This is a genomic window from Pseudoalteromonas sp. Of11M-6 (genome assembly GCF_022347905.1).
Taxonomy (GTDB): Bacteria; Pseudomonadota; Gammaproteobacteria; order Enterobacterales; family Alteromonadaceae; genus Pseudoalteromonas.
On record NZ_JAKRFW010000062.1, the window covers coordinates 1 to 26,104 of the forward strand.

The 26,104-nt window shown below is 41.4% G+C and carries 19 protein-coding genes; 6 read left to right on the forward strand and 13 right to left on the reverse strand.

Going from position 1 to position 26,104, the window contains the following annotated elements; all coding sequences use genetic code 11:
* From MHN32_RS20980 to MHN32_RS20990, 3 genes are all read left to right on the forward strand, one after another.
* A partial coding sequence (locus tag MHN32_RS20980; RefSeq protein WP_239422711.1) for a polymorphic toxin type 15 domain-containing protein occupies positions 1–754 on the forward strand: 754 nt, incomplete at its 5' end.
* Complete coding sequence (locus tag MHN32_RS20985; protein ID WP_010377850.1) at positions 754–1,440, forward strand: GAD-like domain-containing protein; 687 nt, start codon at positions 754–756, stop codon at positions 1,438–1,440. The genes MHN32_RS20980 and MHN32_RS20985, both read left to right, overlap by 1 nt.
* 178 nt (positions 1,441–1,618) lie before the next feature.
* The gene (locus tag MHN32_RS20990; protein WP_239422712.1) at positions 1,619–1,972 is read left to right on the forward strand and encodes a YrhA family protein; all 354 of its coding nucleotides are present in this window, start codon (positions 1,619–1,621) and stop codon (positions 1,970–1,972) included.
* Between the two features lie 207 nt (positions 1,973–2,179).
* Here the strand turns inward: MHN32_RS20990 and MHN32_RS20995 are convergent, their stop codons facing one another.
* The 3 genes from MHN32_RS20995 to MHN32_RS21005 all read right to left on the reverse strand — a co-directional run bounded on the left by MHN32_RS20995 (position 2,180) and on the right by MHN32_RS21005 (position 4,768).
* Entirely contained in the window at positions 2,180–3,262 is a 1,083-nt protein-coding gene (locus MHN32_RS20995) for a methyl-accepting chemotaxis protein (RefSeq protein ID WP_010607417.1), read from the reverse strand.
* A gap of 173 nt (positions 3,263–3,435) precedes the next feature.
* The gene (locus MHN32_RS21000; protein WP_010607418.1) at positions 3,436–4,215 is read right to left on the reverse strand and encodes a GGDEF domain-containing protein; all 780 of its coding nucleotides are present in this window, start codon (positions 4,213–4,215) and stop codon (positions 3,436–3,438) included.
* A gap of 130 nt (positions 4,216–4,345) precedes the next feature.
* Positions 4,346–4,768 (reverse strand): DUF3429 domain-containing protein, encoded by a 423-nt coding sequence (locus MHN32_RS21005; protein ID WP_174170642.1) that lies wholly within the window; start codon positions 4,766–4,768, stop codon positions 4,346–4,348.
* A 228-nt stretch (positions 4,769–4,996) separates the two neighbouring features.
* Here MHN32_RS21005 and ahpC point away from each other — a divergent pair, with 228 nt between their 5' ends.
* The gene (ahpC, locus tag MHN32_RS21010) at positions 4,997–5,566 is read left to right on the forward strand and encodes an alkyl hydroperoxide reductase subunit C (protein ID WP_010377859.1); all 570 of its coding nucleotides are present in this window, start codon (positions 4,997–4,999) and stop codon (positions 5,564–5,566) included.
* 105 nt (positions 5,567–5,671) lie between these two features.
* Positions 5,672–7,240, forward strand: a complete 1,569-nt coding sequence (ahpF, locus tag MHN32_RS21015) for an alkyl hydroperoxide reductase subunit F (protein ID WP_239422713.1) — start codon at positions 5,672–5,674, stop codon at positions 7,238–7,240.
* A 470-nt stretch (positions 7,241–7,710) separates the two neighbouring features.
* On the opposite strand, the gene MHN32_RS21020 is transcribed toward ahpF, so the two are convergent.
* Positions 7,711–8,199, reverse strand: coding sequence for a DM13 domain-containing protein (locus MHN32_RS21020; protein WP_174170644.1), 489 nt, complete (start codon positions 8,197–8,199; stop codon positions 7,711–7,713).
* A gap of 639 nt (positions 8,200–8,838) precedes the next feature.
* Here MHN32_RS21020 and MHN32_RS21025 point away from each other — a divergent pair.
* A complete protein-coding gene (locus tag MHN32_RS21025; protein WP_239422714.1) occupies positions 8,839–10,413 on the forward strand; it encodes a lytic polysaccharide monooxygenase in 1,575 nt (524 codons plus the stop codon).
* 91 nt (positions 10,414–10,504) lie between these two features.
* Here MHN32_RS21025 and MHN32_RS21030 read toward each other — a convergent pair whose 3' ends face one another.
* The 9 genes from MHN32_RS21030 to MHN32_RS21070 all read right to left on the reverse strand — a co-directional run bounded on the left by MHN32_RS21030 (position 10,505) and on the right by MHN32_RS21070 (position 25,743).
* A complete protein-coding gene (locus tag MHN32_RS21030) occupies positions 10,505–11,041 on the reverse strand; it encodes a YaeQ family protein (protein ID WP_010607423.1) in 537 nt (178 codons plus the stop codon).
* 122 nt (positions 11,042–11,163) lie between these two features.
* Positions 11,164–13,854 (reverse strand): leucine-rich repeat domain-containing protein, encoded by a 2,691-nt coding sequence (locus MHN32_RS21035; protein WP_239422715.1) that lies wholly within the window; start codon positions 13,852–13,854, stop codon positions 11,164–11,166.
* A 278-nt stretch (positions 13,855–14,132) separates the two neighbouring features.
* Positions 14,133–15,269 (reverse strand): hypothetical protein, encoded by a 1,137-nt coding sequence (locus MHN32_RS21040; protein WP_102058518.1) that lies wholly within the window; start codon positions 15,267–15,269, stop codon positions 14,133–14,135.
* A gap of 122 nt (positions 15,270–15,391) precedes the next feature.
* Positions 15,392–16,900, reverse strand: a complete 1,509-nt coding sequence (locus MHN32_RS21045) for a hypothetical protein (protein WP_174170648.1) — start codon at positions 16,898–16,900, stop codon at positions 15,392–15,394.
* Positions 16,901–16,911: 11 nt separating this feature from the next.
* Entirely contained in the window at positions 16,912–17,751 is an 840-nt protein-coding gene (locus MHN32_RS21050; protein WP_237117000.1) for a GEVED domain-containing protein, read from the reverse strand.
* Positions 17,752–17,762: 11 nt separating this feature from the next.
* Positions 17,763–19,010, reverse strand: coding sequence for a hypothetical protein (locus tag MHN32_RS21055; protein ID WP_010607428.1), 1,248 nt, complete (start codon positions 19,008–19,010; stop codon positions 17,763–17,765).
* 56 nt (positions 19,011–19,066) lie between these two features.
* A complete protein-coding gene (locus tag MHN32_RS21060) occupies positions 19,067–21,010 on the reverse strand; it encodes a Hint domain-containing protein (RefSeq protein ID WP_239422716.1) in 1,944 nt (647 codons plus the stop codon).
* Between the two features lie 10 nt (positions 21,011–21,020).
* A complete protein-coding gene (locus tag MHN32_RS21065) occupies positions 21,021–24,698 on the reverse strand; it encodes a PKD domain-containing protein (RefSeq protein WP_239422717.1) in 3,678 nt (1,225 codons plus the stop codon).
* A gap of 508 nt (positions 24,699–25,206) precedes the next feature.
* On the reverse strand, positions 25,207–25,743 hold the full coding sequence (locus tag MHN32_RS21070) for a hypothetical protein (RefSeq protein ID WP_102058524.1): 537 nt from the start codon (positions 25,741–25,743) through the stop codon (positions 25,207–25,209).
* Positions 25,744–26,104: the final 361 nt, after the last annotated feature.

Here is a 26,104-nt window from a genome sequence, read left to right on the forward strand (position 1 = left end):
CACGGTTAAACGCCTAGACGAGGTCACCCCAAAAATCGACCAGCATATGCAACAAGCCGCCCAAGAAATCGGACAGCGAGTTAATAAAGCACTGGATGAATATCAAGGCCAATCACCAATTCGAGGCGTTACCGATAAGCCCACCAAAGCCAAAGCCGATGAATTGGAACCACCAAAAGGGAATGAGCTGCCGGGGACTGCAATAAAACGTATGCCGCAACATAAAGTAGCTTGCTTTAAGAAGAACGATAAAGGCACTGTACAAGAATACGACCGACAGTTAGAAGGCCAAATGAAAGGGCTTAATAACATGACAGTAAAAGAATACCTTGATAATCGCGACGCTTTTAAAAAGATTGGACGAAAAGGAACTGGGAAAGCACAAAAGAAAGCAAGAGAAGACTTTAAGAACGAACTTATTTTAAAGTACGAGGAAAAGCTTATTAATAGCGGTGAGTATTTTGGAGATGAAGCCATCAAGCAAGCCAAGCAGCTCGCGAGTAAAGATATGAAAACCCTTCATGCGCTACATAACCCTGATATGATAGCGGGCGGATTAGATGAGGTCGTTGAATTAGGGGATGCAAGTGTGAACCAATCTATTGGCGCGCAATGGAATAATAACGGCTTTGACGACAACGGTATGAAGACTACATCGAGTCGAGTTGAAATAATGGATATTGAGGCAAAAAAGGCACTCTCTACACTTGGTCCCGATACAAAGTTAAATATGAACCTACATAGGTGTAAATAATGAATAAGTTTTTTGACAATTTTTATAACTATAAAGGTTTTGGGCCGGCTACCCACTCAATTGAAACCTCACAGGAGGTTTTGGACTTTTATCATGATAAATTACCCAAAAAATTACTCGACTACTGGCTAGAGTATGGCTTTTCCAGTTGGGGGAAAGGCATATTCTGGACCGTAAATCCAAAAGAGTATGAAGAAGCTTTAGCGTATTGGTTGCGCGGTACTGAGTTCGAAGAGAGACAATTACGAGGGGTTGATAAGTACCACGTAATCGCAATTGGAGCTTTTGGTCGAATGTTTATTTGGGGTGAAACATCGGGTCAAAGTATTAAAATCAACCCAGGTTATGCAATGATTTTACCTACCAACAAAACTGAAGACCTTAATAAGTTTGGCTCTGAACGATGTATAGAGTTATTTTTTGCTACGATGTCAAAGGACCTTGTTGATGAGAAAGACCTTGATGATAGGCTTTTATTTGAACGAGCTTTGGAGAAGTTAGGTCCTCTAGAAAATGGAGAAATCTATGGCTTTGTGCCAGCTCTTGCCCTTGGTGGCGAACCTAAGCTTGAGAATCTTCAAAAGGTAAAAGCCACGGAACATTTAGCTTTCTTAGCAGACCTTGGAGAGAAGCGTGTTATGGCCGATATCGTTGCGCTATCTAACCAATTACCCCATAACCAATAGCACTTTTTTAAGTCCTTTAAATACATAGGTGTTGCAAGGCTAGGTTCAATCATCTTCCTAGCCTACACTTCTCACCAAATTTCTTTTGCTGCTTTCGTTTTAAAAATGACGCACTATGAAACAATAAACGTCGATTGGCCAATTCCCGAAGGTTTGGTTTATCCTAAGTGAGATGATGATGAGCGTACTAATCAATTTGATCGAACAGAAAAACAAAATAGAAGAATCGAAATACCAAGAAGGTTTTTTACTTCCTCCTGCAACTGAGAAACAACTTATAAAGCTGCAAGAAAACTCATTAAGATTGTTTAAGAGGAAAATATCAGACCAGTTTATAGAATTATTAAAAATTTCAAATGGTTTTTCTGTAAATGGTTTAAACGTGTATGGTGCAAACACCATCGAAAGTCCAATTTATCTACCAGGTATAATTGAAGCCAATGAATCATTTTATGAAGAGTACTCCCTGAAGCAATTTATTGCATATGCTGATGAAAACATGAGTCGTGTAGTTTTCAATTTGAACACCTGACTCTATGCTGTCATAGATAGAGTTACTTGGGAAATAATTGATGAGTATGAAACGTTTGAAGAAGCGTTACTTGCATTAATTGAGGAGAGTTGTGTGTTTGAATAATGCATACCAACTCAGGATTACATGAAAAGTTACCCGCTTCAATCGGTGACTGCCAGTCTACGTGTTAAGCGGGTAAATTGAGAAGCTCTGTAGTGCTTCTTATCAATGCCCTAGTTGATCGAGTAAGTCCATTACTTCAACGCTGGCATGTTCCATTTGGTTAAGCTGTTTTACTGCGCCTTGAGAATCGCCTGCTTTAAACTTTTTCATTGCTTCTACACCAGCTCTATGGACTTCTTTATGCGGAGCTTCTAGGCGTTTAAACGCGTTGTGACCGCCAAACTTTTGGGCGCCATCGCCACTAAACCACTTGCCTAAGCGGCACATCGTATGATCGGCAAAGTCGCTGATATTTTTATGGCTATTGCCAATAATAACGTTGTATACGTCTCCTTTCCAAACGACATGATCAAGCTTTACGGTCTGGATAAAGGTTTGAGTAGTAGAAACCAAAATGGTGTCTTTCATTGAATCACAACAACTTACAATCCCTTCGTATTCATCGTTTAAGTGTCCAATACTGTCAGATAGCGTGATATTAGACGCTTGAATTTCTTCTACAGCACTCACGGTTGTGTGAGTTGTATCGATGATTTTTTTGACTAAATCGGAGACTTCGTTAGCGGATTCATTGGTATTGGTTGCCAGTGCGCGTACCTCATCGGCGACAACCGAAAAGCCACGGCCAGCTTCACCCGCTCGGGCTGCTTCAATAGCAGCATTAAGCGCTAACAGATTCGTTTGATCTGAAATTTTTGAAATCGTCGTAACAAAGGTATTAATACTATCTGCCATCTGCGATAGGCCAGAAATATTGGTGGTCATTCTGTCCATATTACCGCCGAGCTGCTCCATTCCCGTGAGTATTTTACGCAATGCGGTTTCAGATTTAGAAAAGGCGGAGTTTACTTGCTCAATTGAATGGCTTTCTTCTTCAATACTCATAAAGCTCGCAAGAACGGTTTCGCGGATCCCTTGCACTTGGCTTAACCCAGTCAATGCACACTGCAGTAGTTGATTGTCAGTATTATCATTGAGCGCAGCTTGTGAGCTTACAACTTCTTGTTTTAACGACTCATTTTCAGCAACTAATTGCGCATTCGCATGTTTTAAACTGGCAATCTCTTGTTGCGCGGCTAATAAGGCTTGTTGGGTTTCATTGTTTGTAAATAGTTTTGCAAACACGTTATTTTCCCTTGTAACTTGATATTAACGCAAGCTTAGCAATCATTGGAAAATAGTGCTACTTCTTTAGCTTTTAAAAAAGCTATAAATTTAGAGAAGTTAGCGTAGAATTGTAATTGGATTTTGGTGCGCTGAGCGTCATTGAAATTTAACCAATAAAACAGTGCTAAGTGTTATCCTCGAGCACTAGATCTGAGTGATTTACCGCGCTTATCGCCATACATATGCTCATCGGCTTCGTGGATGATAAGATCAGCTTGTTTAGCTGGGTCAACTTTGACCATTCCAATACTGACGTTAATTTTGTAATCGTGTAATCCCTTTAATAATGCCGCTCTTACTTCGTCTGTATCCGGAAGCACTGCATTAATATAGGCAATAAATTCGTCTCCCCCGATACGAAAGCTGTAATCTAAGCCAAAGTAATCTTTCATATTCTGCGTAAACTTAATCAAAACCTCGTCGCCAATATGATGGCCATAGTTGTCATTCACTTGCTTAAAATTATCTAAATCGAGGTAGAGTAGCCATTGATCATCAAAGCGGTGTGTTTGCAAGCCTTCAAAACATGCGCGACGACTACCCACGCCTGTCATCGCATCATGGTCAGCTTCATACCGCATCCGCTCTTCTAACAATCTTCTTCTCTCTACTTCTTTTTTTAGCTCTGTAATGCTGGCTCTTTTATTGGTGATCATGCAGTAAAAACCAAAGCTGATGAGTAAAAAGCCGATATTTTTCAAAGAAGTGTCAAAGTTAAGTAAGGGAATGGAAAAACCGTCGGTGAAATTATCAATAATATCAAGGAGTAGGCCCGCACAATACACAAGTAGGGCAATGCGTAAGAACGAATTTGCGATTTCTCTGGTGATCAAATTGAACAAAGTGAAAGAAATGCCGAACCAGAACAACTCTTCGTAGCTCTCGTATTCGTAGTGACCAATATAGTACATGTAGCCACCAAAAAAGATGATGGCTATCCATATAACTAAGGGTGGTAACGCGCGTTTGATCAAAATACTTTGGCTTCTGGTGCTTCAGTTATCTTTAGTTATAGTTAATTGAGCTTCAGAAGCAAGCCACTTATGCGCTTAACTCAAGTGCTTGAGCAATCATAAATAGATGACTAACAAAAACGAGAGAAGTCAGCACCGTTCGCATTTTTTGATAGTCTTTATGATAGTCACTCCAGCGGGATGAACTGCGCTCTATAAAATATACGAGCCAATATGCGATAGCGAGATAGAGAAGCAACCATTGTGGTGCTGCAATACTAAGTAGGGGGTAAGGGATCACGACAATCACGGCCAGTATCGCTTGTTTGTAGGTTTGCTCTCCTGCACGCCATAAACTTCCGGCCATAAAAGCTAGAATCCCCAGACTGTAAAACTGAAAAGCATGAAGCACGTCACTCGATGCACCTGTCATTAGCGTCCACGCGATACAAGCCAAAAAGGGAATAAAGCCAAAGTAACCAAGTTGAATATGATTGAAGTACGGGTGCATAGTCACGCTCTGCTGTAGTTAATTGCTGGGATCATACCGTAATTATCTTATTTTTATACTCTTATGCTGAATTAGTTGATCACTTATAAGAGAGCTATCAGTTTTTCCGATTACAGTGATTCAAACAATCCATTTTATTTAATCAGCACTTCCCCTTATCTTTGTACTCAAGCCAAGGCGAACAGTAATCGCCAACATTATTTAAACTAAACAACAGTGAGGAAAGCGATGAGCACTTCATTAATCAATACTAAAATTCAACCATTCAACGCAACTGCATACCATGGTGGCGACTTCGTAGAAGTTTCTGAGCAAGACCTACTAGGTAAATGGTCAATCGTATTCTTTTACCCTGCGGATTTCACATTTGTATGTCCAACGGAGCTTGGTGACTTAGCTGACTACTACGCACAGCTACAAGAAATGGGTGTAGAAGTTTACTCTGTATCGACAGACACGCACTTCACGCATAAAGCATGGCACGATGCGTCAGACACTATTAAGAAAATCCAATTCCCAATGATTGGTGACCCGACAGGCCGTATTACTCGTAACTTCGGTGTGATGATCGAAGAAGAAGGTCTGGCACTTCGCGGTACTTTTGTTATCAACCCAGAGGGCGAAATCAAAGTTATCGAAACGCATGACCTAGGTATTGGTCGCAGTGCTAAAGAGCTAGTACGTAAAGTACAAGCTGCTCAATACATCGCATCTCACGATGGTGAAGTCTGTCCAGCTTCTTGGCAGCCAGGTGAAGAAACACTAGCGCCTTCACTAGACCTAGTTGGCAAAATCTAATTTGTCAGGGGAGTGCAGCATGCACTCCCATCTCAACCATCTAGATGAATCAAATTCATCGTTTTTGCGAATTTTTACTGTAGTTTCTGCAGAGGGTTACCTTATATGTTAGACAACCAAATTAAAACTCAACTACAAAGCCATTTTAGCTCTCTACAACGTCCGATTGAACTCGTCATTACCGTTGATGACAGTAAAAAATCGCAAGAGCTAAAAGGGTTAGCACAAGACTTAGCGTCATTGAGCGACAAAATTACTTTATCTGAATCAATTGAAGGTGAACGTATCCCACAAATGGTGGTGCGTGGTGTTGAAGCAAAGAGCGAAATTACGTTTGCTGGTGTTCCTATGGGACATGAGTTTACCAGTTTGGTACTTGCATTATTGCATTCAGGCGGTCATGCAACTAAAGCATCGGCAGACGATCTCGAACTGATCACAAATATAGATAACGCATTGAACTTTGAGGTTTACATCTCACTGAGTTGCCAAACTTGTCCGCAAGTAGTGCAGGCTTTGAATCTCATGGCGGCTGTTAACCCAAATATTACCACCACCATGATTGATGGTGCTTTGTTCCAAGAAGAAGTGGAGTCACGCAACATCATGGCCGTGCCAACCGTGTACTTAAATGGTGAGCAATTTAGCCAAGGCGCAGTGAGCTTAAGCGATATTTTATTAAAACTTGATAGTAAAGCTGGTGAAAAACAAGCGGCCTTACTTAACGAGAAAGACGTGTTTGATGTGCTCGTTGTAGGTGGCGGCCCTGCTGGTGCTTCAGCTGCAATCTATGCTGCTCGTAAAGGGTTAAATACAGGGGTAGTTGCGGAGCGTTTTGGCGGCCAAGTTGCCGATACTTTGGGTATTGAGAACTTTATTTCAGTGCAAAAGACTGAAGGCCCTAAGCTGGTTGCACAGTTAGAAGAGCATGTTAACCAGTATGGCGTTGATGTGATGAAGAACCAGCGTGCAGCGGCAATTAACAAAGGCGAAACCATTGATATCACGCTTGAAAGCGGTGCGGTATTAAGGGCCAAATCTTTAGTATTGGCTACAGGTGCACGATGGAGAAGCATGAATGTACCCGGCGAAACCGAGTACAAGGGTAGAGGCGTAGCATATTGTCCACATTGCGATGGTCCGTTATTTAAGGGGAAACCTGTCGCGGTTATTGGTGGCGGTAACTCGGGTATTGAAGCAGCTATCGACTTGGCAAATATTGTTGAACACGTCACGGTATTAGAATTTGCCGATACGCTTAGAGCTGACGAAGTGCTGATCAAAAAGGCGAAAAGTCTTGCTAACGTTACCATTATTAAAAACGCACAAACCACAGAAGTAGTTGGAGATGGTAGTAAAGTAACGGGTCTTAATTACATAGACAGGGTCAGCGGTGACGCTCATTCGTTGGTACTGGCTGGCATTTTTGTACAAATTGGACTTGTACCAAATACTGAATGGTTAAAGTCGAGTGAAGTTGCACTTAGCCGCTTTGGTGAAATCGAAATTGACAGCAAAGGTGCGACAAGTCTAGCTGGCGTTTACGCCGCAGGCGATGCAACCACCACACCGTTTAAGCAAATTATTATTGCGATGGGTGGAGGAGCGACAGCAAGCTTAGGCGCTTTTGATTATCTAATTCGGTTAGGGCAAGACGACGAGCAAGCTGCTTAATTACTCGCATTACTGGAAAGAATCATTGCAACAATACACCCATGCAATGCTCCCAAGCCACACTCTAGCAGTGTGGCTTTTTTTGCTTAGATTTCGAAGATTCATCGCTGCGTAAAGCAGCTCCTACTCTAACGTGTAGAGTGCACTGTGGGAGGAGGCTTATCCGCCGAGCAGTTACTAGCTTAGCTAATAGGATTTTGGTTGAATAAGAAACACAAGATCGCTGCGTAAAGCAGCTCCTACTCCAAAGTGTAGAGTGCCCTGTGGGAGGAGGCTTATCCGCCGAGCAGTTACTAGCTTAGCTAATAGGATTTTGGCTGAATAAGAAACACAAGATCGCTGCGTAAAGCAGCTCCTACTCTAACGTGTAGAATGCGCTGTGGGAGACGATTTACCCGGCGAGAGGTTACTAGCCTAGCTGAGTGGATTATCTTCCGGTGAGATCGTTGCGTAAAACAGTTCCTTCAGTCCTACTCGCTACCAACGCGTTGTAATGGCGCTGCCGATATAAACTGCTCAAAATGTTCACACCAAATAATAGCGCTCTGAAACTGGGCCAGATCGACTTGGCGATATTTACGCTGCACGAACTGCGAAAATTGGTTAATGTTGGCAATTTCCACCATGGTGTGCTTTTGCGCTTTAAAGTCGGCTTCTGTTTCAATAAATGTTTTGGCGAGGTAAAGCCGATAATCAGGCCCTGGGGCTATCTCCCCCACAAATGCAATATGATTATCCGTAAAATAAATTTCACCAGTGGCGTAGTGTAATGCGTCTGAATCTTTAAGCTCCTTCTTGAATTGGCCTTTGTATGTTGCGGCTTTACTGATCGCCAGTATTTCTGTGTGGCTAGCCGCCGGAGGTTGCGTCATTATCGGTAGAGTGTACACACCCATAATAAACCCTGTGATAAACACCACAATGAGCAATAGTAACGTAAATAGCGTCCGCAAAATCATTTCCAAGTGAGCAGCAAAGTCAAAGTATAGCCAAATTATAAGGCTCTAGTAGAAAAATTGACTGCTTAAAAAGGGTTGTTTTTAATTTTTTGATAAGAATAAAGTGTTTTTATTAAATGTAATCTAGTACCCAATGTAGATAAAACTTTACACATAGTAGCGCCTTCTGATTGTTAATTATTAGGGAATAGAGTATTTCAATTGTTTTGGTTATTGTAATAGTCAAAGTAAACAGGTGTTTAGGCCAAAATTATGGTGTAAAGGTATTTTTAACTTAACCATAAAGTACTGAATGTAATTAATAATCTCAGCTATTGTTATTGATTTGTGCTTGAGTAAAATGCCTCGAATTCGAGTTGATTCTTACAATAAAATTAACTTGGATACTTTTCTATTACAAAAAATGAAGGCGAGCATGCCATGGACGTGCAAGAACTTATCAGTTGTTAAAAAATGACAGCGTTGTTTTTTACTGTCGAAACACAGTAGCGCGAACAAGATAAGTTGTGTTTATCAACGTGCGAAACCTAGGTGCACAGAACAAGGTTGAATTTCGTGTGGCAAGCATCGATAGACTCTCGCTCATTCTAATCTTAATCGAAGTGGCGGCGGCTACTTCTCTAAAACGAGTAGAAGAAAATGAAAAACTCAATGTTAACAGTCAGTATTGGCATGGCACTTGGTATGGCAGCATCGAACGCATTTGCACATGGTTATATGGATAGTCCAAAGGCAAGACAAGCAATTTGTGAAGAACAGGGGGGATTTTGGTGGCCAAAAGATGGAAGCAATATCCCGAACGCGGCATGTCGAGCAGCTTACCTAGCGTCTGAACATGTGCAGTTTGTTCAAAAGCATGAGTTTGCAGCGAATGTTCCCGATTATTTTAATTTGCAAGCTGTACAGGCTGCTGTTCCTGACGGACAACTTTGTGCGGGTGGCGATAGAAATAAAGCGGGCATGAATATCGCGTCGAGTGAGTGGCAAAGGACCGCGATAACGCCAAATTCTCAAAACCAAATTAAAGTGAGGTTTCGTGCAACAACGCCTCACAACCCTAGCTTTTGGCAGTTTTATCTCACCAAACCGGAGGCGGATATTCAGTCAACGCCCCTAGCGTGGCAAGATTTAGAGCTAGTGCAAGAGTATGGCAATGTTGACTTTTTCGTTGCGCCAGATGGTAAACGCTATTATGAAATGCAGGTCGCGGTGCCGAGTAAATTTAGCGGAGATGCTATCTTGTATACGCGTTGGCAGCGTGATGATGTTGTAGGTGAAGGCTTTTACAATTGTAGCGACGTCACTATAGTGCGTGATACTACACCGACTGAGCCGGTAAGTTGGACGCCTGCTGGATTTTTAATTAAACCTGGCCAACAAGCCAGTGTAGGCGATACGGTATGGCTACGTGTGTTTGATGGTGATGGCCAAGAATTGGTACAAGAAAAACTGTCGATAACACAAAGCAATATCACTCATTGGACTGCGAAATTTGCTAGCACACTAAATAATAATCATGCGAATACGCTGCAAATTGGCGTACAACAAAGTGACGGCAATATTGTATTTGATGCTGCGCAACTCGCTGCTAATCAGCTGTTTGTAAGTTTTCCCCAGTACACTTTTAACCTTTCAATTTTAGCTAAGCCACAAAACCGTGCCCCTGTGGTTCATACCCCCGCCGATATCACGCTAAAAGAAGTCTCAAGCACATCACTTCATGTTCATGCGTTTGATGATGACAAAGATCCACTCACCTTTGCATGGCAGATCCCTGCGCCACTGAGTTATAGCGGTAGCGGTGCAACTATCACGTTGGCTGCGCCTGAGGTTCAGCAAAATACCGACTATCAAGGGCAAGTAACCGTCTCTGATGGCACGTTTGAAAAAACTGTTAGCTTTACCATCACAGTGACTGACCAAACCGCACCACCAAGTGGTGACACATGGCGTGCCGATCAAGTTTATACCGCTGGCGATACCGCAGTGTATCAGGGCAAAAGCTATCGCGCTAAATGGTGGGTAAAAGGCCAAAAGCCCGATCAAAGTGATGCGTGGGAGCTGGTAGATAAGTCTGATGGCAGTAACCCATGGAGTGCTAATAAGGCATACACTGGCGGCGACAAAGTGAGTTATCAAGGCGTTGTATATCAGGCGCGCTGGTGGACGCGCGGTCAGCAACCTGGCACTGACTCAGTGTGGCGTAAGCTTTAATGTAAAGCACCTCTAATAAATCACTGGCAGATATCGCTGCCAGTGAGATCAAGTGTTCAATGAGTTACATCATCTAACACTGAGCAAAATGTTACATCAGCTGTTGTGGTTTGATTTCAATATTAGCACTATCAGAGCTTACCCATACTTCGCCATCTTGAATGGTAATAGTGAGCTTGATACTACGATCTGCTAACTGAGCTAAAGCCTGAGTCGCACTATAATCCAAGCTGAAAATACTCAGGTTTTTAAAGTCGTATAATTTCGGCTGATGTTTTTGCCACCAAATAGCTTGATTATTTTCACCATAGGTATAGAGGACCACTTGCTTTGATTTATTGCACGCTTTTTTAAGGCGTTTTTCATCAGGCAGTCCTAATTCAATCCAAAGCTCAATCTCTTCGCTGTAATTCTTAACCCATAGTTCAGGTTCATCATCAGCGCATAAGCCTTTAGTAAACTCAAGTCCCTCACACGCATTCAGTGCATAGGCAAGTAAACGGATCATTAACCGTTGTTCGTTTTCAGAAGGGTGTTGAGCTAGCGTTAAATTAAAGTCTTGGTAAACATGTCTGTCCATATCACTGAGTGATAGTTGGGCTTTAATGATGGTGGATTTGAGCGCCATAAATTTGCTTAAAAAATTTTTGCGCTAGTATAGCGGGTTGAAATAACAATTTACAGAAGGCTATTGTGGAAATGAAACACAGCCTCGCAATGAGACTGTGCTTATTTGAATTGCTTAACGCCCTAGCAGCTAATTGCAGTTATTTGAGATATCCAAATATTGGGCAAAGACTCTTTTAGTTTGCTTACTTGAGCACAGTCGATATTTGGGTTTCCATATATACTTAAATACTTCAGATTGGTCAAATTGAATAGCGGCGACAGATCTGAAATGTTGGTATAGTTCAACTTTAAGCGGGTAAGTTCGGTGTAATCTTTAAGTGAACCATAGTTTGTCAGCTTGGTATTATCCAAGTCCAAATAAGTTAAGGTAGTAGGCAAGCCAAAAAGCGCGAAGTCATATACGGTTTGGCTATTTGTATTTAACTCAAAGGAGGTCAATGATTGAGGCAGTGTAGCTTTAGCCGTTAGTTCACCCGTGAGGCTATAGATATCTAGACTCTGTAAGGTGTGGAGCTGAGCTAAGCTAGGATCACGTAACAACGAACTGTCAACTGAGCCACTTAGTGTTAAAGCCTTAATTGCTTCAAACTGTGTAATTCCATTTAATGATTCAATTGCTGAGCCATCGCAAGAGAGTGAGGTATTACGGACAGCATCTTGATACCTCTGATCTACAATACACTGTTTAAGTGCCGCATCTGTAATTAAGCTCAAATCGACCGGCTTCATAATACAGTTAGAGTTAGAAAGATTTGTTGTTACACCATCGAGAGATTTTAATAGCTCCTGATCATTACAATAAATGGCACTACTTTTTATTTCAAGTCTTTCCAGAGTGTTTAAACTGGCAAGCATGTCAGCTCTAAAAAACTCGGAAAAGTTGCCTAATGTCAATGACTTAAGTTTATTTAATGATGCTACCTCTGAGATATCAGTCGCCTGAGAATAGTCAATAAAGAGAGTTTCTAAGTTTTCAAATTGAGATACATGGGTGATATCTTCTAGTTCTGTAAAGCCGCCGAGCTTTAACGATTTCAGGCTCGTGTTTATACCTAAAGAGTCAAGAGTTGTGATTTTTGTTTCATTACTATAATGGTATTCTTTTAATAACTCAGCTGATTCGAGCGCAGGAAAGTTAGCCAAGTTGACCATGTTTGAATATCGGTTACTTTTTACGTTTAATGTCTTTAAGTTCGGTAACGTTGCCTCATTTGAAGCCTCAAATAAACTAACTTCTAGGTTAAGTGTTTCTAATGCTTGCATTTTACTTAACGTATCTAGTGCAAAGTTTGAGTAATCGCTGTAGACGGTGAGGTTGCGCATATTTTCAAGCTCAGATAATGCGCTAAAATCCGCGCTACTATCCAATTCATGAATGTACAATTCGGTTAGGCTTGGTGTGAAACTTAGCCAGCCTAGATCATTAACGTTACGTAACTGATCGAGCTTCAATGATGTTAACTTCTGCATCGCTTGTAAAAAGCTAAGAGAAGAAAGGTTTAACCTCTCCAAAGACAAGGATTGAAGTTCCGTAAAAGTTGATAGCTCGCCGGCGTTATCAACGCTTAAATTGTTCAATGACAAAGAGGTCAGCTTCGTATTACCACTGATATCCGCGATATCAAACTCAGCATCACTATAATAACGACTAAGGCCTAGTTTTTCCAACTCACTAAACTTTTCTAAGAATGAGAAATCTTCAATCTGCGTTCTGTTGAGTACGAGTGTTGTCAGATTTGTTTTAGTTTCTATTGCCGTTGAGTCAGCGGCTTCAATATTATCAAGTGTTAATGCTGTGAGGTTAGGTATAGAGTTTAAAAATGACAGTGAGTCCAGATCGTATATATATGTCAAAGATAAACTTTGCAAGTTACTAAAGCGTTTTAGAGTATTTTTATCATCAATGTTTAGAGTACGTAAAGCCAAACGAGTGAGCTTATCACTTGGAAGTTGACTAAGCTTTATAGTTTCATATTGGTTACTTTCGTTGTCTATTTCAAGCGTATGAAGCTGTGCAAAGCCTGATAAATCTAACAAAGAAAAATCTAGGCGCTTACTATAATTATTACTTTCTTGGGCTTCAACAATAGACAACGACTCAAGTGTATTGAGCTTACTAATTTGTTCTAAATGTGCATCATTATTTGAGCTGTTCTGGGCTGCGGCAAACGCGTTATCGAGCTTTAACGCGGTGAGCGTAGAAATTTGAGCTAATTCTTCGAGATTATCCAATTCTGCGTTTTTAATAGATACCGTAGATAAACCACTAATACCAGAGAGCCCTGCTAATGTTGCAATTGGGTAGTCTGTACAGTCAACAACTGAAATACCTACGTCTTGATGTGTATCTGATAAACATTGCGCTAGCGCTGCGTCTGAAATCGTTAAGCTTGAAAGTGGAGCGTAAGCATTTAGGTTGACAGTTAATTCTTGTGAGCTTGCGCTTCCTTTATCGTCTGTCGCAGTTAACTTAAAAGTTAACGTGGTCGCTTCATTGATGTCAGGTGCACGAAATTCGAGCGTTTCGTTATTATCGTTGATCAGCTCGACTGTTGTTCCTGCAGTTTGCTCCCACAGCAAAGTTTCAATCGCACCATCTTCATCTGTTACGGTCGCAACGGCTGTGATTGAGTCTCTTTCCATTGCTGTAATTGGTGCCATGCTTGCAATTACTGGGGCTTTGTTAGTAGGTGTGATTGGTTTGTCACTTCCAGTATCATTGCTGTCGCTGCCACTTCCACCGCCACATGCGACTAAAGTTGATGCAAGCAATGAAGTTACGATTCCTTTGTATATAGCGCTTTTGATCATCTTGATATCTTGTTTTATTGAATAGTCAGAAAGCGCAGAAGTGTACTTTATTTAGATACTAGTTTCCAATAGTTACACATGGTTTCTAGCAATGGTATAGCTCTGTGCTCTAGATATGGACTTTAAAAACGAAAAATCAATAGACTAAAAGGAAGCAGTACATTTTGCTAGGGCCATTATAACTCATTGATAATTAAAACGAGAAGCGAGGCTATATAGCCTCATTGGTTGGAGAACAAAATAATAAGGACGAGTGAATAACGGAATAAGCGTGTTGTTTAATCAACGTTTGCGATTGCCGATTCAATACGGTTCTCGCATAGAGTCGTGCCAGGCAGAGTCGCACAGTATTCGCCAGCTTGCTCGAGCCCAATGCGCTGAGAATTGCGAGCTGTAATACGAGCTGTAAGCTGTTCGATTTCAAGCGGGTCTTCAGACACAGCTTTAAATGCACTCAACCTTTCTATTTCGTCATACACTAAATCTTGATAACTTCTGAGTCTGGCGGACAGTGCAATATAGCGGTTAGGTATTGCTGTTTGACCAGCATAGGCGAGATCATAATGGCCAGAATCCTCATAGCTTTCGACTTCGTACTTTAAAACGTTTAAATGTTCGTCTTTAAGGTCGTCGACATAATCACCACCGTCTAGTAAGTAGCTAAATAGATTGTCGGCATATGTAATACAGGGAGTTAGGTTATCTGTTTTGCAGTGCATGGTGCCATTTTTACTGAGTCTAGCGAGTTCCGGCGTCATACCTCCATCGGTATTCACCTGAATCGTATAGACGGCATCTTTGGTTGCCTCTTGAAATACTTTGGTTTTAGTAAAAGTTTTACTGAAAAATAGAAACTTCACTTTGATTTTGGTCTGAAACCATTCGTATTTTGTGCGATCTTTAAAATGGAGCTTTGCGGTAATATAGATACGAGAACCAAGTTTGATATTGTGAATAAAGCTATCACCACAGCGGTTTCTTACCTGAGTTGGATCTGTACTGAGCAGCTCGACAAAAGCGGGTTTGGTGGTTCGATTTTCAAAGTTATAACTTCCTTTTTCATAGGTTAACTCGACCGCTGAGGCAGCTGAATTTCTATTTTTGGTTACTTTCCTGCGCATGGAAAACTTGGCTGAGCCACCAAAAATAACTAAGTTGATACCAGCCTTTACACTACCTGTAATGGTATTGATCATGGTGTCGGAGTCAAAATCGCCACGATAAGCCAAGTCGCCCATGCTACCACCTTGAAATTGCCACTGACCATCGAGGCACGATTCAAGCGGTATGCCTAATTCCTGTTCAAATCCCTGTCCGAGTTGTTCATGCTCAGTATTTAAAGAGTAATAGGTATGTGCATTTGTATAGAAGCTTAACAGGCCACAGAGCACTATTAATATGGTTCTTAAGTGCATACATAAATTCCTGTAGATGGTTTACTGTGGAAAAGACGTGGAAGTAATAATTCAATATTCTACTGTTTATTACTTGCCACGCCTCAATTGGACTAATTGAGTCTTAGTGTTTTTACGACACACTAATTTTCAAAAGCGGTTCCATAAGTTGGCAGGGCTGATTTACATGGTAGCCAAACCATCACGCCCGCAGCAGGGTCATTTGCATCAACAAAAGAAGGCGCCCAGCCCAACTGTCTAAACCCAAGTGATACATGATTTTCTTCAACCCCAAAGTTTGCTGTTGCTTCTCGGGCATTTTCACATTTGAAGTATTGCGTCATGTTATCAGCTGGTATATTCAGATCGGCAAGCGTGTAGTTTTGTATGCAGCCGACGCCACTACCACTACAGGTATTTAGGTAATCGTTCCACGCATCTGTACAAGCTGTACCATAAGGATTATCGCGACAAACTCGAGCATATTGCTCATAAATCCATGCATTGTTGTAAGCGGCTTCCTGTACACCTTCTGCTTTTTGACGTTGTACATCCGTCATCCAACTAGCGTATTGCGCAAGTACACCACGCGCACGGTGTTCATGATTAACCGACTTTTTGAATTGATCTTCAAGCCATAAAGTACGGTAAGTGGTTTCAAAGCGAATATCTTTATTACCTGAATCTAAACGACGTACATCTTGTGAGCTGATCTCGTAAGGCGTAGCCTTGTAACGCACTACGTTGTAATCAGATAATGCATTAAACTGATTACCAAAATCGTTCTTCGCATAGTTCACTGCTTGCTCAAATAAAGTAAAGCAAGGCTCGTAGTTATCGAGCGAACAAGTGATAATATTGTTAGGGATTATGCTGAGAAGCTGTTTAGGATCACCGCCTTTTTGTAAGGCTCTGACGGTAATGCGCACACTTTTCTTAAGGTCTTCGTCGATATAATTAAGCTTACCATCGACGCTAATACCAATATTACCAGCACCGTAACTTACCCCTAAGTAACCACCAATCTCACTTTTGTGCTGCTCACTTAAGTATTCAATTTTCATGTTAATGAGTAGCTGTGCACCGTATTCAATCTCACTGATAAATCCATCGCCAGCCATGCTCATTAGCTTACTTTGGTACTCATTTGCTAGCGTATTACCTGACGGAGTCAAGGTGTAACCAATGTTGGCATCCGCTGGCATAAGTACACGTTTTTTCGGTGTTAATGATGCTTGGAAAGTATAAGTATTAGAAAATTCAGTCGAAGACATCTCTTTGGCTAAGTGACCGCCAGCTTTCACACGAATGACTGGAAAGCCAACATCAACATCAACATTACCATTGAGTTGACGGAGCACTTCGTCATAGCTGCCATTGTTTACTAGTTCAAATTGCACACGGGTATTGCCGAGAGTTTCAACAGTTTCCCCTGCGACAGTTTGAACATTCAAAAAGCGCTTTTGGTCACTGTTATAAGCCGTACCTAGTACAATGTGATCGTTCATCAATCCAGGGATTTCGCTCTGAAAAGTATTTACATTCTGTGCTTTTTGCATTAATTCCGCTTCTTTCACAAAATTGGAATCTGCGAATGCGAAAGGTGTAGTGCCGGCAATAAGTGCCGCGATAGTCTGTTTGTATAAGTTCATGTTGCCACCTATTACTTCACGTAAAGGAGGTAATCTTCTACCTCTCCGGAGTCTACTTCTTTACATGCGTCATTGCTGCCACCCAAGTAATCCATAGTGACGCGCATTTTCGTCATGCCCTTTTTGGCGCCCGTTGGCGGTGTAATTTCTACCTGAACTGCTTGCTCAGAAACACCAGCAAATAAGGTTTCTTTTGTATCGTTAAAATCACCATCTTGGTTCCAGTCAATAAACACATGCCAAGTCTCTGGGTATGTTTCTGCACTACTAAATCCTGGGGTTAACGTTAACTGGTAGCTTTTATCTGCATATATTTTCGCGGTATCGCCGACATAGTTACTGTAAAAGGTGTTGCTACTGGTATTTTCAATATTTGAAAATTTAACCGATTTGATGAACTCATAAGCACGTTCACGAGACTTCGTGGTGCAATAATTCGGTATTGCAGGTGTGATCATTACAGCACTGATCCGGTAATCAGACGGGATTTGCAAACAAGATGTCGTTGGCGATTTACCCGCAAACCAATTCTTTGGATTCGCATTGTCTTCATCTCCAAAGGTAAGGTATTTCGCATCAGTCCTGAGGGTACTATTTTTGTATAGCATTACTTTTTTAAGATTTGCTATTTTCTCATCATTTGGAATGGGAGTAGTGGGATCAAAGATATTATCAGAGACTTCAACCAATAGTCCTGGGTAGCACTTTTCCAACCATTGAAAGCGTCCTAGCGCTTGTTGTGGCGTAAGTACATCTCGAGATTCAAATAAAGTCGTATTTGCCTGCGCTGATGGTGCAATTGTGGCAGCAAAGGAGGCAATTAATGTGCTGGTTAGCATGACTTTTAACATAGTCTTATTCCTTATAATTCTAGCCATTTACGGTCATACTGATGAACGCGGCCACGAGTCTGTAACTCTCTATCGCGGCAGTAATTACCAATTGGATTACGCTTACAGTAGTCAACGGCGTCCGCCAGAATAAATGAGTTAAAGAGTGCATTATCGCGAATAGTTTCTAATGCAGTTCGATGTGAGTTATTCAACTCACTGGCATAGTAATTGAGTAGGTTATCGGCACGACGATTGTCGAGAATTGCTTGCACCCAATCATCGCTCATGTTTTTGAGCGCCAATTTAGTTAGGATGCTTTTGGCAGGATAGACATCATCAGGTACTAACGGGGATAGGCTTGGCCCTGAGTCAGTATAACTTTGTGTCAAGACTCGACCGACATTGTATTTATCTAAGGTATCAAACTGAGTTACGTAGTTAGTTTTGATGTAATCGATACTGTTTTTAAATACATCAAAGCATGGTGTTGGGTTTTCCATCGTACAGTTGACGAGTTGATTAGGGATCACCTTCAAAAGTTCAGTCGGATCACCACCAAGTTGTAGCGCAGAAACGGTAATTTTGATGTTACGCTTCACATCTTCGTCTACTTTTTGCAGTTTACCACTGACACTGACTTTACCCGCCCAGTCTACACCAAGCTGACCACCCCATTTGACTTTGTCTTCGTCATTTTTATATTGAAACTTGAGATTGATCATAACTTGAGAGCCGTACTCAATCGCTGATACAAACTCATTACCAATATTATTGAATTTATCTCCAGGGTTAGCATTGACCAAATCAAGCGCAGCTTGTGTAGGTTTAAACCCGGTTTGAGGATCCGCAACTAACAGCCGTTTTTTTGGTTTTAAGGAGAGAAATAGGGTGTAAGTGCCGGTGTAGTTATCTGCGGCGTTTTGTTTTGCGTAGCTTGCGCCAACCCCAACTTTTATGACAGGAACATCAAGTGCAGCGCCTAAGTTACCATCTAGCATGCTAGATAGTTGGCTATAGCTCATATCTACACCGACTACAAAATCCATTTCGGTATTACCATAGGTTTCATCAACTCGACCAAGTACACTTTGCAGTGCATAAAAGCCTTCTTTTTCGCTATGGTAAGCAGTACCGAGTGTCACTGAGTCTAAATCAGAATTATTTGCTTGGGTAGTGAACTCTGGATTAGCAACTTGACCCGCAGTAGCTGAAAAACTGCAGGCAAAAAGTCCCACTACCCCCATGGCACGTGCCAATGGAGAATATATAAATTTCATGTTGAATTCCTTACTGAGAAGTATGGCCCCTCAATAGGAGAGGCCAGATGCAGCGATTAGTTCAGGCTGTTGATGTAGTCTGTTTTCCACTTTTCAGGAAGACGTTGAAGAATCTCTTCTTCTGACATGCGTAAGTCCTGATCTTTGTAGTTGAACTCATCTTGTGTAGCAAGATCGCCTACCGCCATACCATTGGCAAACATGGCAAAATTACGAGACTCAGCTAGCTTAGAATCTGCTGTTGGAGCAAGTTTTAGGTTATAAATCTTGTCGCGATACTTCTCTTTGGTCACGCTAGTAACCAGCACTGACCCATCCTCAGTTAAGATACGGTCACCAACTTTTAGTTCTTTCGCCCAAATAATTCCTTTATTTGACGTTGAAATTGGGTGAGTTTCAGTAGTTAAGATATCAGAGCCATCGGCGCCTTTTACGCGATACATCTTGATAGCTTCAATCCCAACCGACACATCAATAACTTGCATTGGTTCTTTAACTTGGGTGTTCGAAGCAAGTGCACCTAATACCAAATCGCCTTTCGCAATGTCTTCAATAGCAAGTTGTTTTCCATCGGCCATGGTGATCATTGTGCCCGTTGCTAGACAGCTGTACCCTAGCTTCATCATAGGCAATACTTCACTATAGAAGTTACCAAAACGTGTTGATGTTTCTGAGGTTAGTGAAACCTGGAATGCAACGGCGCCACCACGTCCTTTCTTAAAGTACGGATAACCTTTCACAGCAAAGGTCATATACCAGTTTGCTTCAGCGATATTAGAGAACAGTTTAGCATTACCAAAACGCCCTTCTGAACGTGGAATATTCCAGCGAATAATCGACTCTTGGTTTACTGTATCAACTTCAAACTCCAAGTAATCTGAAAATTGCTTAACGGCGTTTTCGAGTCCTTTGTAGCTTTGCTTTGTCGCGCCGCCATAGATACCTTCTTGTAGATAGATATTCGTTGGTTCATCTATACCGTTTGGTAAATCGCCCACAGTTGGATAGATTTCAGTGATCTCGTGAGGAACGCGTAATTCGCCATTGAATGGAATATTTACATCGGTAATTTCATTCGGTTCACGGTATTGATCTGCTGCGTAGTCACAGTCAGCGTGACTACGGTTTAAACAGATCTTAATAACAGCGTCGTTGTTCTTATCGATAGGCGCAGTCGCATTGTATTTCGGACGTGTATCCAATGATGAGCTGATCCCTAAGCTAAGTGCAGAAGCCTCACCTTTTGCAACTGGTGAAGTAGAGCCATACAGCGCTTCAAAGTGTTCCCATGAGAATGGGTATTCAGTGTACTTCATCGTCGTGCTGATAGTGCCATCTTCTTGCTCAAGTTCAACGTATGAACTGGCGTAAATGGTATCTAGGTCGGGAAAGTTTGCTTTCAATGACTTTAGTGAAATAGTCGAAGTTGCAAGCGTGTCTTTACCATCTAATACATTAAATGTAGAACCTAAAGGCGCAAGCTGATTTCCGTTTGCATCTTCTAATAATAAGTCGATGTAGGTCGCTTTTGTGCCGCCAAAACGAGAGCTTTTCGCACGTACAATCAGGTATGGTTCATTAGTATCTGATGAAATGGCTAGGTTCATATCTAAGAAGAAATGCGCTTCTTTAATGATATCCACATCCGTTTCGCTAACAGGTGGTACTGCGGGCGTTGTGATGTTCATTTTTGCTGATAAGTGCTGTCCTTTTGCTACGTCTAGTGTTTTGTGTAGCTGTGGGAATTCACTCTCAATACGATTTGCCTTCATTAATCGAGACTTTGCTAATTGATAGTGCTGCGGGTTGGACATATCGAGTTTACGGATCCCGAATTGATCCGGTTGAGTTACCGCGGTGCCTTGTATCGCTGCTGGTTCAGACTTTTGCTTCGATGCAGAGGTGGCTTGTTGATCAACACTGTTGCTAGCAGCTACTGCGTTACTGACTGCTAACGCGATTGCAAGCGGCATGAGCACCTTTTTGTTTAGTTTTTTCATGTTATTTTCCTTAATTCTTATAGATTTCTACAAGGTAGTCTTCAATTTCTCCGCTCCCCGAGGTTGCGGCACTGCTATAGTCAGAGCAAGGATCGATACTGTTTACTCTGCTAAATCCGTAATACTGCAAAATTCTCATACGAGTCGTCGTGACAGGTTGTGACAACTTATTACTTGGAATGCTAAATTCACCTTCAACATAACCTTTGCCGTAGTCTTGGTTAGTTTGGTCGAAGTCCATTACTAAAAGTTCTGATTTGTTGTTTCTCCAGTCACCATCACCAAATTGACCATCATTGTTTAAATCAATCCAAATATGATAATTTTCAGCGAATGTTTCTGTGCCAGCATAGCCAGCTTCAATACGATAGGTATTATTCTGTGTGGCATAGAGTTTGATTGGATTGTTAGGATTAACAACACCAGACTGCTGCGCATTGCTAAACGGACCATCTTGATTGAAAGTCACACTGCTGATGTGTTCATAATCAGTGATACCTACAGCTGTGCAGTATTCAACGGGCTGAGTGGCCTTTAGTTCTAACACCATATTCTTGGTACCAGTGACTCGTTCTCCTCGATCATGCCACCAAGGTTTGTCATAACTGATAGTCAAGCTTGCGGTATAGGTTCCAGCTGCTTGATAGGTATGAACTGTATCTTGGCCGAAACTATCATTCTGATTGTGCGTTGATCCGTCTCCGAAATCCCATACTAAAGTGACATTAGGATTCCAAGCGGCATTGTCAGGTTTTGCGGTGGTGTTATTAAAGCTGACCTTAAACGTACCGTCTGCTTGCTCGGCTACCGTGTAGCTCACTTCAGGAATAAAGCTTGTCTCGCCAATTTTTACCGTTTCACTGGCCGATTGTGTACCATCAACATGGTTAACTGTGAGTGTAATAGTGTATTCACCATCGGCTTGGTAGGTGTGCTGAGTGTCTCTTACCGAGGACGTGGCACCATCACCAAATTGCCACTGTATGGTGCTACCTTGAGGGATAACACTTTGGTTTGTGTCTACATAAACAGTGCTACCGGATTTACGAGGTGTGAATCTTGCGGTGATAGTTGTGTTAAACTGAACCTGTTTGTTCCAATTTCCTATGACTTTGTTGAATCTGTCATATGCTTTTAGCTCGACCGTATAGCTTCCAGCTTGCGCATATTGATGAGTAGGCGATTTTTTACTACTGGTTGAGCCATCTCCAAATTCCCATTTCCAACGTTTAACACGTGCATCAACCGTGTTGTTATCAAAACTCATTTGATTAACACCTTGGTTGGCGGTGATTCTCAAATCAACAGGGTCATTGTTTTCAGTGAGTTTAACTGTGTAGTCTTCGACTTCGCCCCAGGACATATCTCCGCATGCAGACTTCACTAAACCAAATGACACCATAGTACGAAGGCGATAGCTTTGATTTAACTCACCACTCAATGAGATGTCGCCAGCCAATTGCGTCTTACTGCTTCCAAAGAGTACAAGTTCCTCAGTCTTATGGAATAAGCCATCGTTGTCTTTATCTAACCAGACATAAAAATTCTTTGTTTTGTCTTGAGTATCAGGGTGTGGCGCTGCGGTCAGCGTTACATTGAGTGCTTTACCGTCTTTTACTTCGACGACGTCATATGAGTAATCACTGTAATTGCTTGAGGTGGAATCATTTTTGTAACTATTTAACGAAACTGATGATAGGTAATATTTACTGTGATTGATGCCTTGTGCCGGACAATAGTCATCAAATACTTCAATGGGTAGTACAAATGTATCGGACTGGCCAGAAGGTGCGATGGCGGTCAGCTCAACGTTGTATTTGCCTGCGGTAGTGAAATTATGTTTGGGCTCAAAGGCGCTGTTTTGTGCACTTCCATCACCAAAGTTCCACTGCCATTGCCAGCCTTCACTATTACTCGCCGAGACTTGCTGGCCATCACTACGGGTTAAGTTTTTAAAGTCAAAAGCTAAGAATTGGCGATCAAAACCAAGTTCGCTCTCAAGTCCACGGTCTACCTTTAAACTTATACCGACTTGTGCAAATGCCTTACGTACGTGGTTTTGTAATTCAGTGGCTTGCCAGTTACTACCATCTTGCTTTGTAACCCCATCTTGAGTCAGCTGATCAGTCACTGTGTGGGTTTGTCGCATTACACAATCTGCACCAGTAAGATAAGTACTATTGCTGGTCCAGCAATTTTTATTTGCGTTAGCAAATAGAATGAAGGAGTATTTTGTATTCCAAGGAGAGGGGTCACTATCTAAGTCAGCAGTAGTAAGATAGTAAAAAGCTTTGTTAAACACCCCAGCGCCATGGTGGGAAGTGACTGAGTCGTCATAGTCATCAACATGATCGATTGAGTTTCCATCTAGCGTCGGAGTTTCAAAATAACGTAGAGCATCATCTAGGCGGAATGTTTCGTGATTGCTTTTCCAGTCATTCGATCCAGAGTAAAAAAATTCAGCTGCCTCACCAGCCATATCGGAAAACGCTTCGTTGATAGCACGAGCTTGACCTGTCAACATTGACTTTGGTGTACTTGAGCCATACTCCTCAGTAAAACCATGGGCGATTTCATGGGCGACAACATCTAAGGAAACCATAGGGTAAAAGAGGTAGTCCCCATCACCAAAATAGACCTCGCCGTTTTCATAAAATGCCTGATCCATATTCAGACCATAATGGACATTCTGAATTATCTTTTTATTATAGTAGGGCTTATGTCCCAGATATGCTTCGAACATTAAACTCGTTGTTTGTCCGTGATGATGGGCATCATTCAAAGCAGAGCGAGCTCCGTGATATTCTTTATAATCATTACGAGTTGAATCTGAGCAGTTATAGCTATAAGGCGTATTAACTTGCGCTGTGCCGTGATTGTAGTTTCTGGTCTCAACGTTCTTTGCATCAAATAAGCAGCTAGTTTGCTGAGCATCGGTTTCCATTGCGACGACAAAGGTCTTTGGTGGGTAGGAAACATAATCAGCTTGTTGGTAATCTGGACGTGCAATCTTGTCATTGCCAGATGGACCGCTTCCACCTTCATACACAACCCGCTGCAATACATCGGATTGGCTGATAAGCTCGTTTGTTGTTAAATCGACAAAGGAGATGATCCTTTGAGGCTTAAAAGGAGCAGAGTTAAAATCGGTGAAAAAGGTAAGTTTAGCTGCATGTCGAGCTTTACCCCGATCATCTATATAAATAACTTCTTCTGTTGATTTACGTCGAAAAACTCTAGGGCGTTCACTGGCAAATTGCGAGATGATTGAATCTAATGCTGCGTTAAGTTGGTCATCAGACGCTGGAGTTAGTGCAGGTAAATCTTTAGCAACGTCTACAATGAGATCGCCATAAACTTGCTCAACTACGCCATTTTCGTCCGTAAGCACAACAAGGTCGTGATTCCAGATAGGTATATTTTGGTATTTTTGAGTTATGGTATGGCTTTGCCTAGTTTGATCTACTTGGCTTTGATGAAATGTAAGTGTGTGACCTGTGTATTGCGCAGCAAATGTTTTAAGCGCGAGTAGATAGTTTTGATTAGAATCATCACCAAATGTGGATTGTTTTTGTTGTAAAGTAGACGCAATTTTCTGCGTGTCATTGAATAAAGAGACGCGTTCAGCGCCGTGACAATACATACTTATCGCAGATGCTAAAACGCACAGAGACTTTAACCCTTGCATGTTAACTCCATAATTATTTTGAAGATTCCTTCCCACTAAAACGCAACTACTCAGTACATGAGATAAAAGAGCGAATGAGTGCGGCTGATTATTAGTGCTATTACTTTGAGCACAAACTCTAAGGTAATAAAGAATTTCAAATAAATAAATAACAAAAAATAAACAAAATTATAACCTTATGTTTTCGCAGGGAATTTAGGGAGCGATTTTGTTTTTTGTTATTTTTATCTAACTAATTATTATTATTGAATAAATCTAAATTCTTTGGGGCCTGAGAAAAACGTAAGAAAAGCTCACACGCTAGAGGAAGTAATCATCATTTTGTAATTTAAAGTAAATTTAAATGCTGGTGGGGTTACTGACTGTTTCTTTATTGGGAACTTTTGCGCACTATTGATGAAATAAAAAGGATAAGAAGTGTTGTTTTAGGTTGCTTGATTAAAGAGGAAATTGCTCTGGTAAAAAGTACCTAGTGACTTTGCAAAAGCTAGGTACTTTTTGTGATTTTTTATTGGACGGTTACATTGATGTAGTTAGTTACAAAGGGCACTATTTCTATGGTTCCGGTCGCATAGACTTTTTTACCCACATCTTCACCTTTTATCTTTATATAGTATTGGCCGGCTGGAATAACAATGTCAGCGTAATGGCGTGTGCCAAAGTGAATAGTATCGCCTTTGACCAACCAGCCCTCTGGTGAAACTTCGTATAGATAGCCTTCGCACCTTATTTTGCCAATTCGCGGATGTTTGCATTCATTAAACTTAAGTCTAGTTTTACCACTTGGGTTTTTTGCCGTTTTTACAAACGCCAATGAGCCATAGTCTCGAGCCGTTTTCGTTGCTTGATGAGGCCATATGTCTTCTTTTTCGACTGAGTAATCGTTACTAGAGCCACTACCGGTTGCTGAAACAACGGTACCTGAACTGCCAAAAATACCATTAATAGCACCGTCTACACCGTCATTCACGACACGGTTGATATCATTACTTTTACAAGCAGTGAGTGAGGCGAGAGAAAGCGCGATAAGCGTTACTTTTTTCATTATTTGTCCTTGAAGTTCCATTCTCAGCAGCATTTTAACTGTGTTAGCTATTTTTCAAAGCTTAATTAAATATTTAACGATTTATTAAGCAGTAAAACAACACAAGTCATACGAGCATTCTTTGCTCAAATAATGCTTCCTGTTATTTTTGAGTTAAATCGGATAAAAGTTTACCTTGTGGCGAAAAAAAGTCCAATAAAAAGCGTGCTAGTTAACCTGAATTCGGGATAAGAAGTAAGTTAAACCACTAAAACCACTAAGTTCAAAAGCGTAATATCACTCTAGCCAGAAGTTATTTCTTAATACAAGGCAAATTTGTGCGTCAATAGCTGGCCTATTGCAAGCAAATTTAACGCAGTAG

What these genes read in the sequence shown, in the direction of transcription:
- MHN32_RS20985 (WP_010377850.1), top strand. Translation starts at nt 754, where the DNA reads ATGAATAAGTTTTTTGACAATTTTTATAACTATAAAGGTTTTGGGCCG.
- MHN32_RS20990 (WP_239422712.1), top strand. Translation starts at nt 1,619, where the DNA reads ATGAGCGTACTAATCAATTTGATCGAACAGAAAAACAAAATAGAAGAA.
- MHN32_RS21000 (WP_010607418.1), bottom strand. Translation starts at nt 4,215, where the DNA reads ATGTACTATATTGGTCACTACGAATACGAGAGCTACGAAGAGTTGTTC.
- MHN32_RS21005 (WP_174170642.1), bottom strand. Translation starts at nt 4,768, where the DNA reads ATGCACCCGTACTTCAATCATATTCAACTTGGTTACTTTGGCTTTATT.
- ahpC (WP_010377859.1), top strand. Translation starts at nt 4,997, where the DNA reads ATGAGCACTTCATTAATCAATACTAAAATTCAACCATTCAACGCAACT.
- ahpF (WP_239422713.1), top strand. Translation starts at nt 5,672, where the DNA reads ATGTTAGACAACCAAATTAAAACTCAACTACAAAGCCATTTTAGCTCT.
- MHN32_RS21020 (WP_174170644.1), bottom strand. Translation starts at nt 8,199, where the DNA reads ATGATTTTGCGGACGCTATTTACGTTACTATTGCTCATTGTGGTGTTT.
- MHN32_RS21025 (WP_239422714.1), top strand. Translation starts at nt 8,839, where the DNA reads ATGAAAAACTCAATGTTAACAGTCAGTATTGGCATGGCACTTGGTATG.
- MHN32_RS21030 (WP_010607423.1), bottom strand. Translation starts at nt 11,041, where the DNA reads ATGGCGCTCAAATCCACCATCATTAAAGCCCAACTATCACTCAGTGAT.
- MHN32_RS21035 (WP_239422715.1), bottom strand. Translation starts at nt 13,854, where the DNA reads ATGATCAAAAGCGCTATATACAAAGGAATCGTAACTTCATTGCTTGCA.
- MHN32_RS21040 (WP_102058518.1), bottom strand. Translation starts at nt 15,269, where the DNA reads ATGCACTTAAGAACCATATTAATAGTGCTCTGTGGCCTGTTAAGCTTC.
- MHN32_RS21045 (WP_174170648.1), bottom strand. Translation starts at nt 16,900, where the DNA reads ATGAACTTATACAAACAGACTATCGCGGCACTTATTGCCGGCACTACA.
- MHN32_RS21050 (WP_237117000.1), bottom strand. Translation starts at nt 17,751, where the DNA reads ATGTTAAAAGTCATGCTAACCAGCACATTAATTGCCTCCTTTGCTGCC.
- MHN32_RS21055 (WP_010607428.1), bottom strand. Translation starts at nt 19,010, where the DNA reads ATGAAATTTATATATTCTCCATTGGCACGTGCCATGGGGGTAGTGGGA.
- MHN32_RS21060 (WP_239422716.1), bottom strand. Translation starts at nt 21,010, where the DNA reads ATGAAAAAACTAAACAAAAAGGTGCTCATGCCGCTTGCAATCGCGTTA.
- MHN32_RS21065 (WP_239422717.1), bottom strand. Translation starts at nt 24,698, where the DNA reads ATGCAAGGGTTAAAGTCTCTGTGCGTTTTAGCATCTGCGATAAGTATG.
- MHN32_RS21070 (WP_102058524.1), bottom strand. Translation starts at nt 25,743, where the DNA reads ATGAAAAAAGTAACGCTTATCGCGCTTTCTCTCGCCTCACTCACTGCT.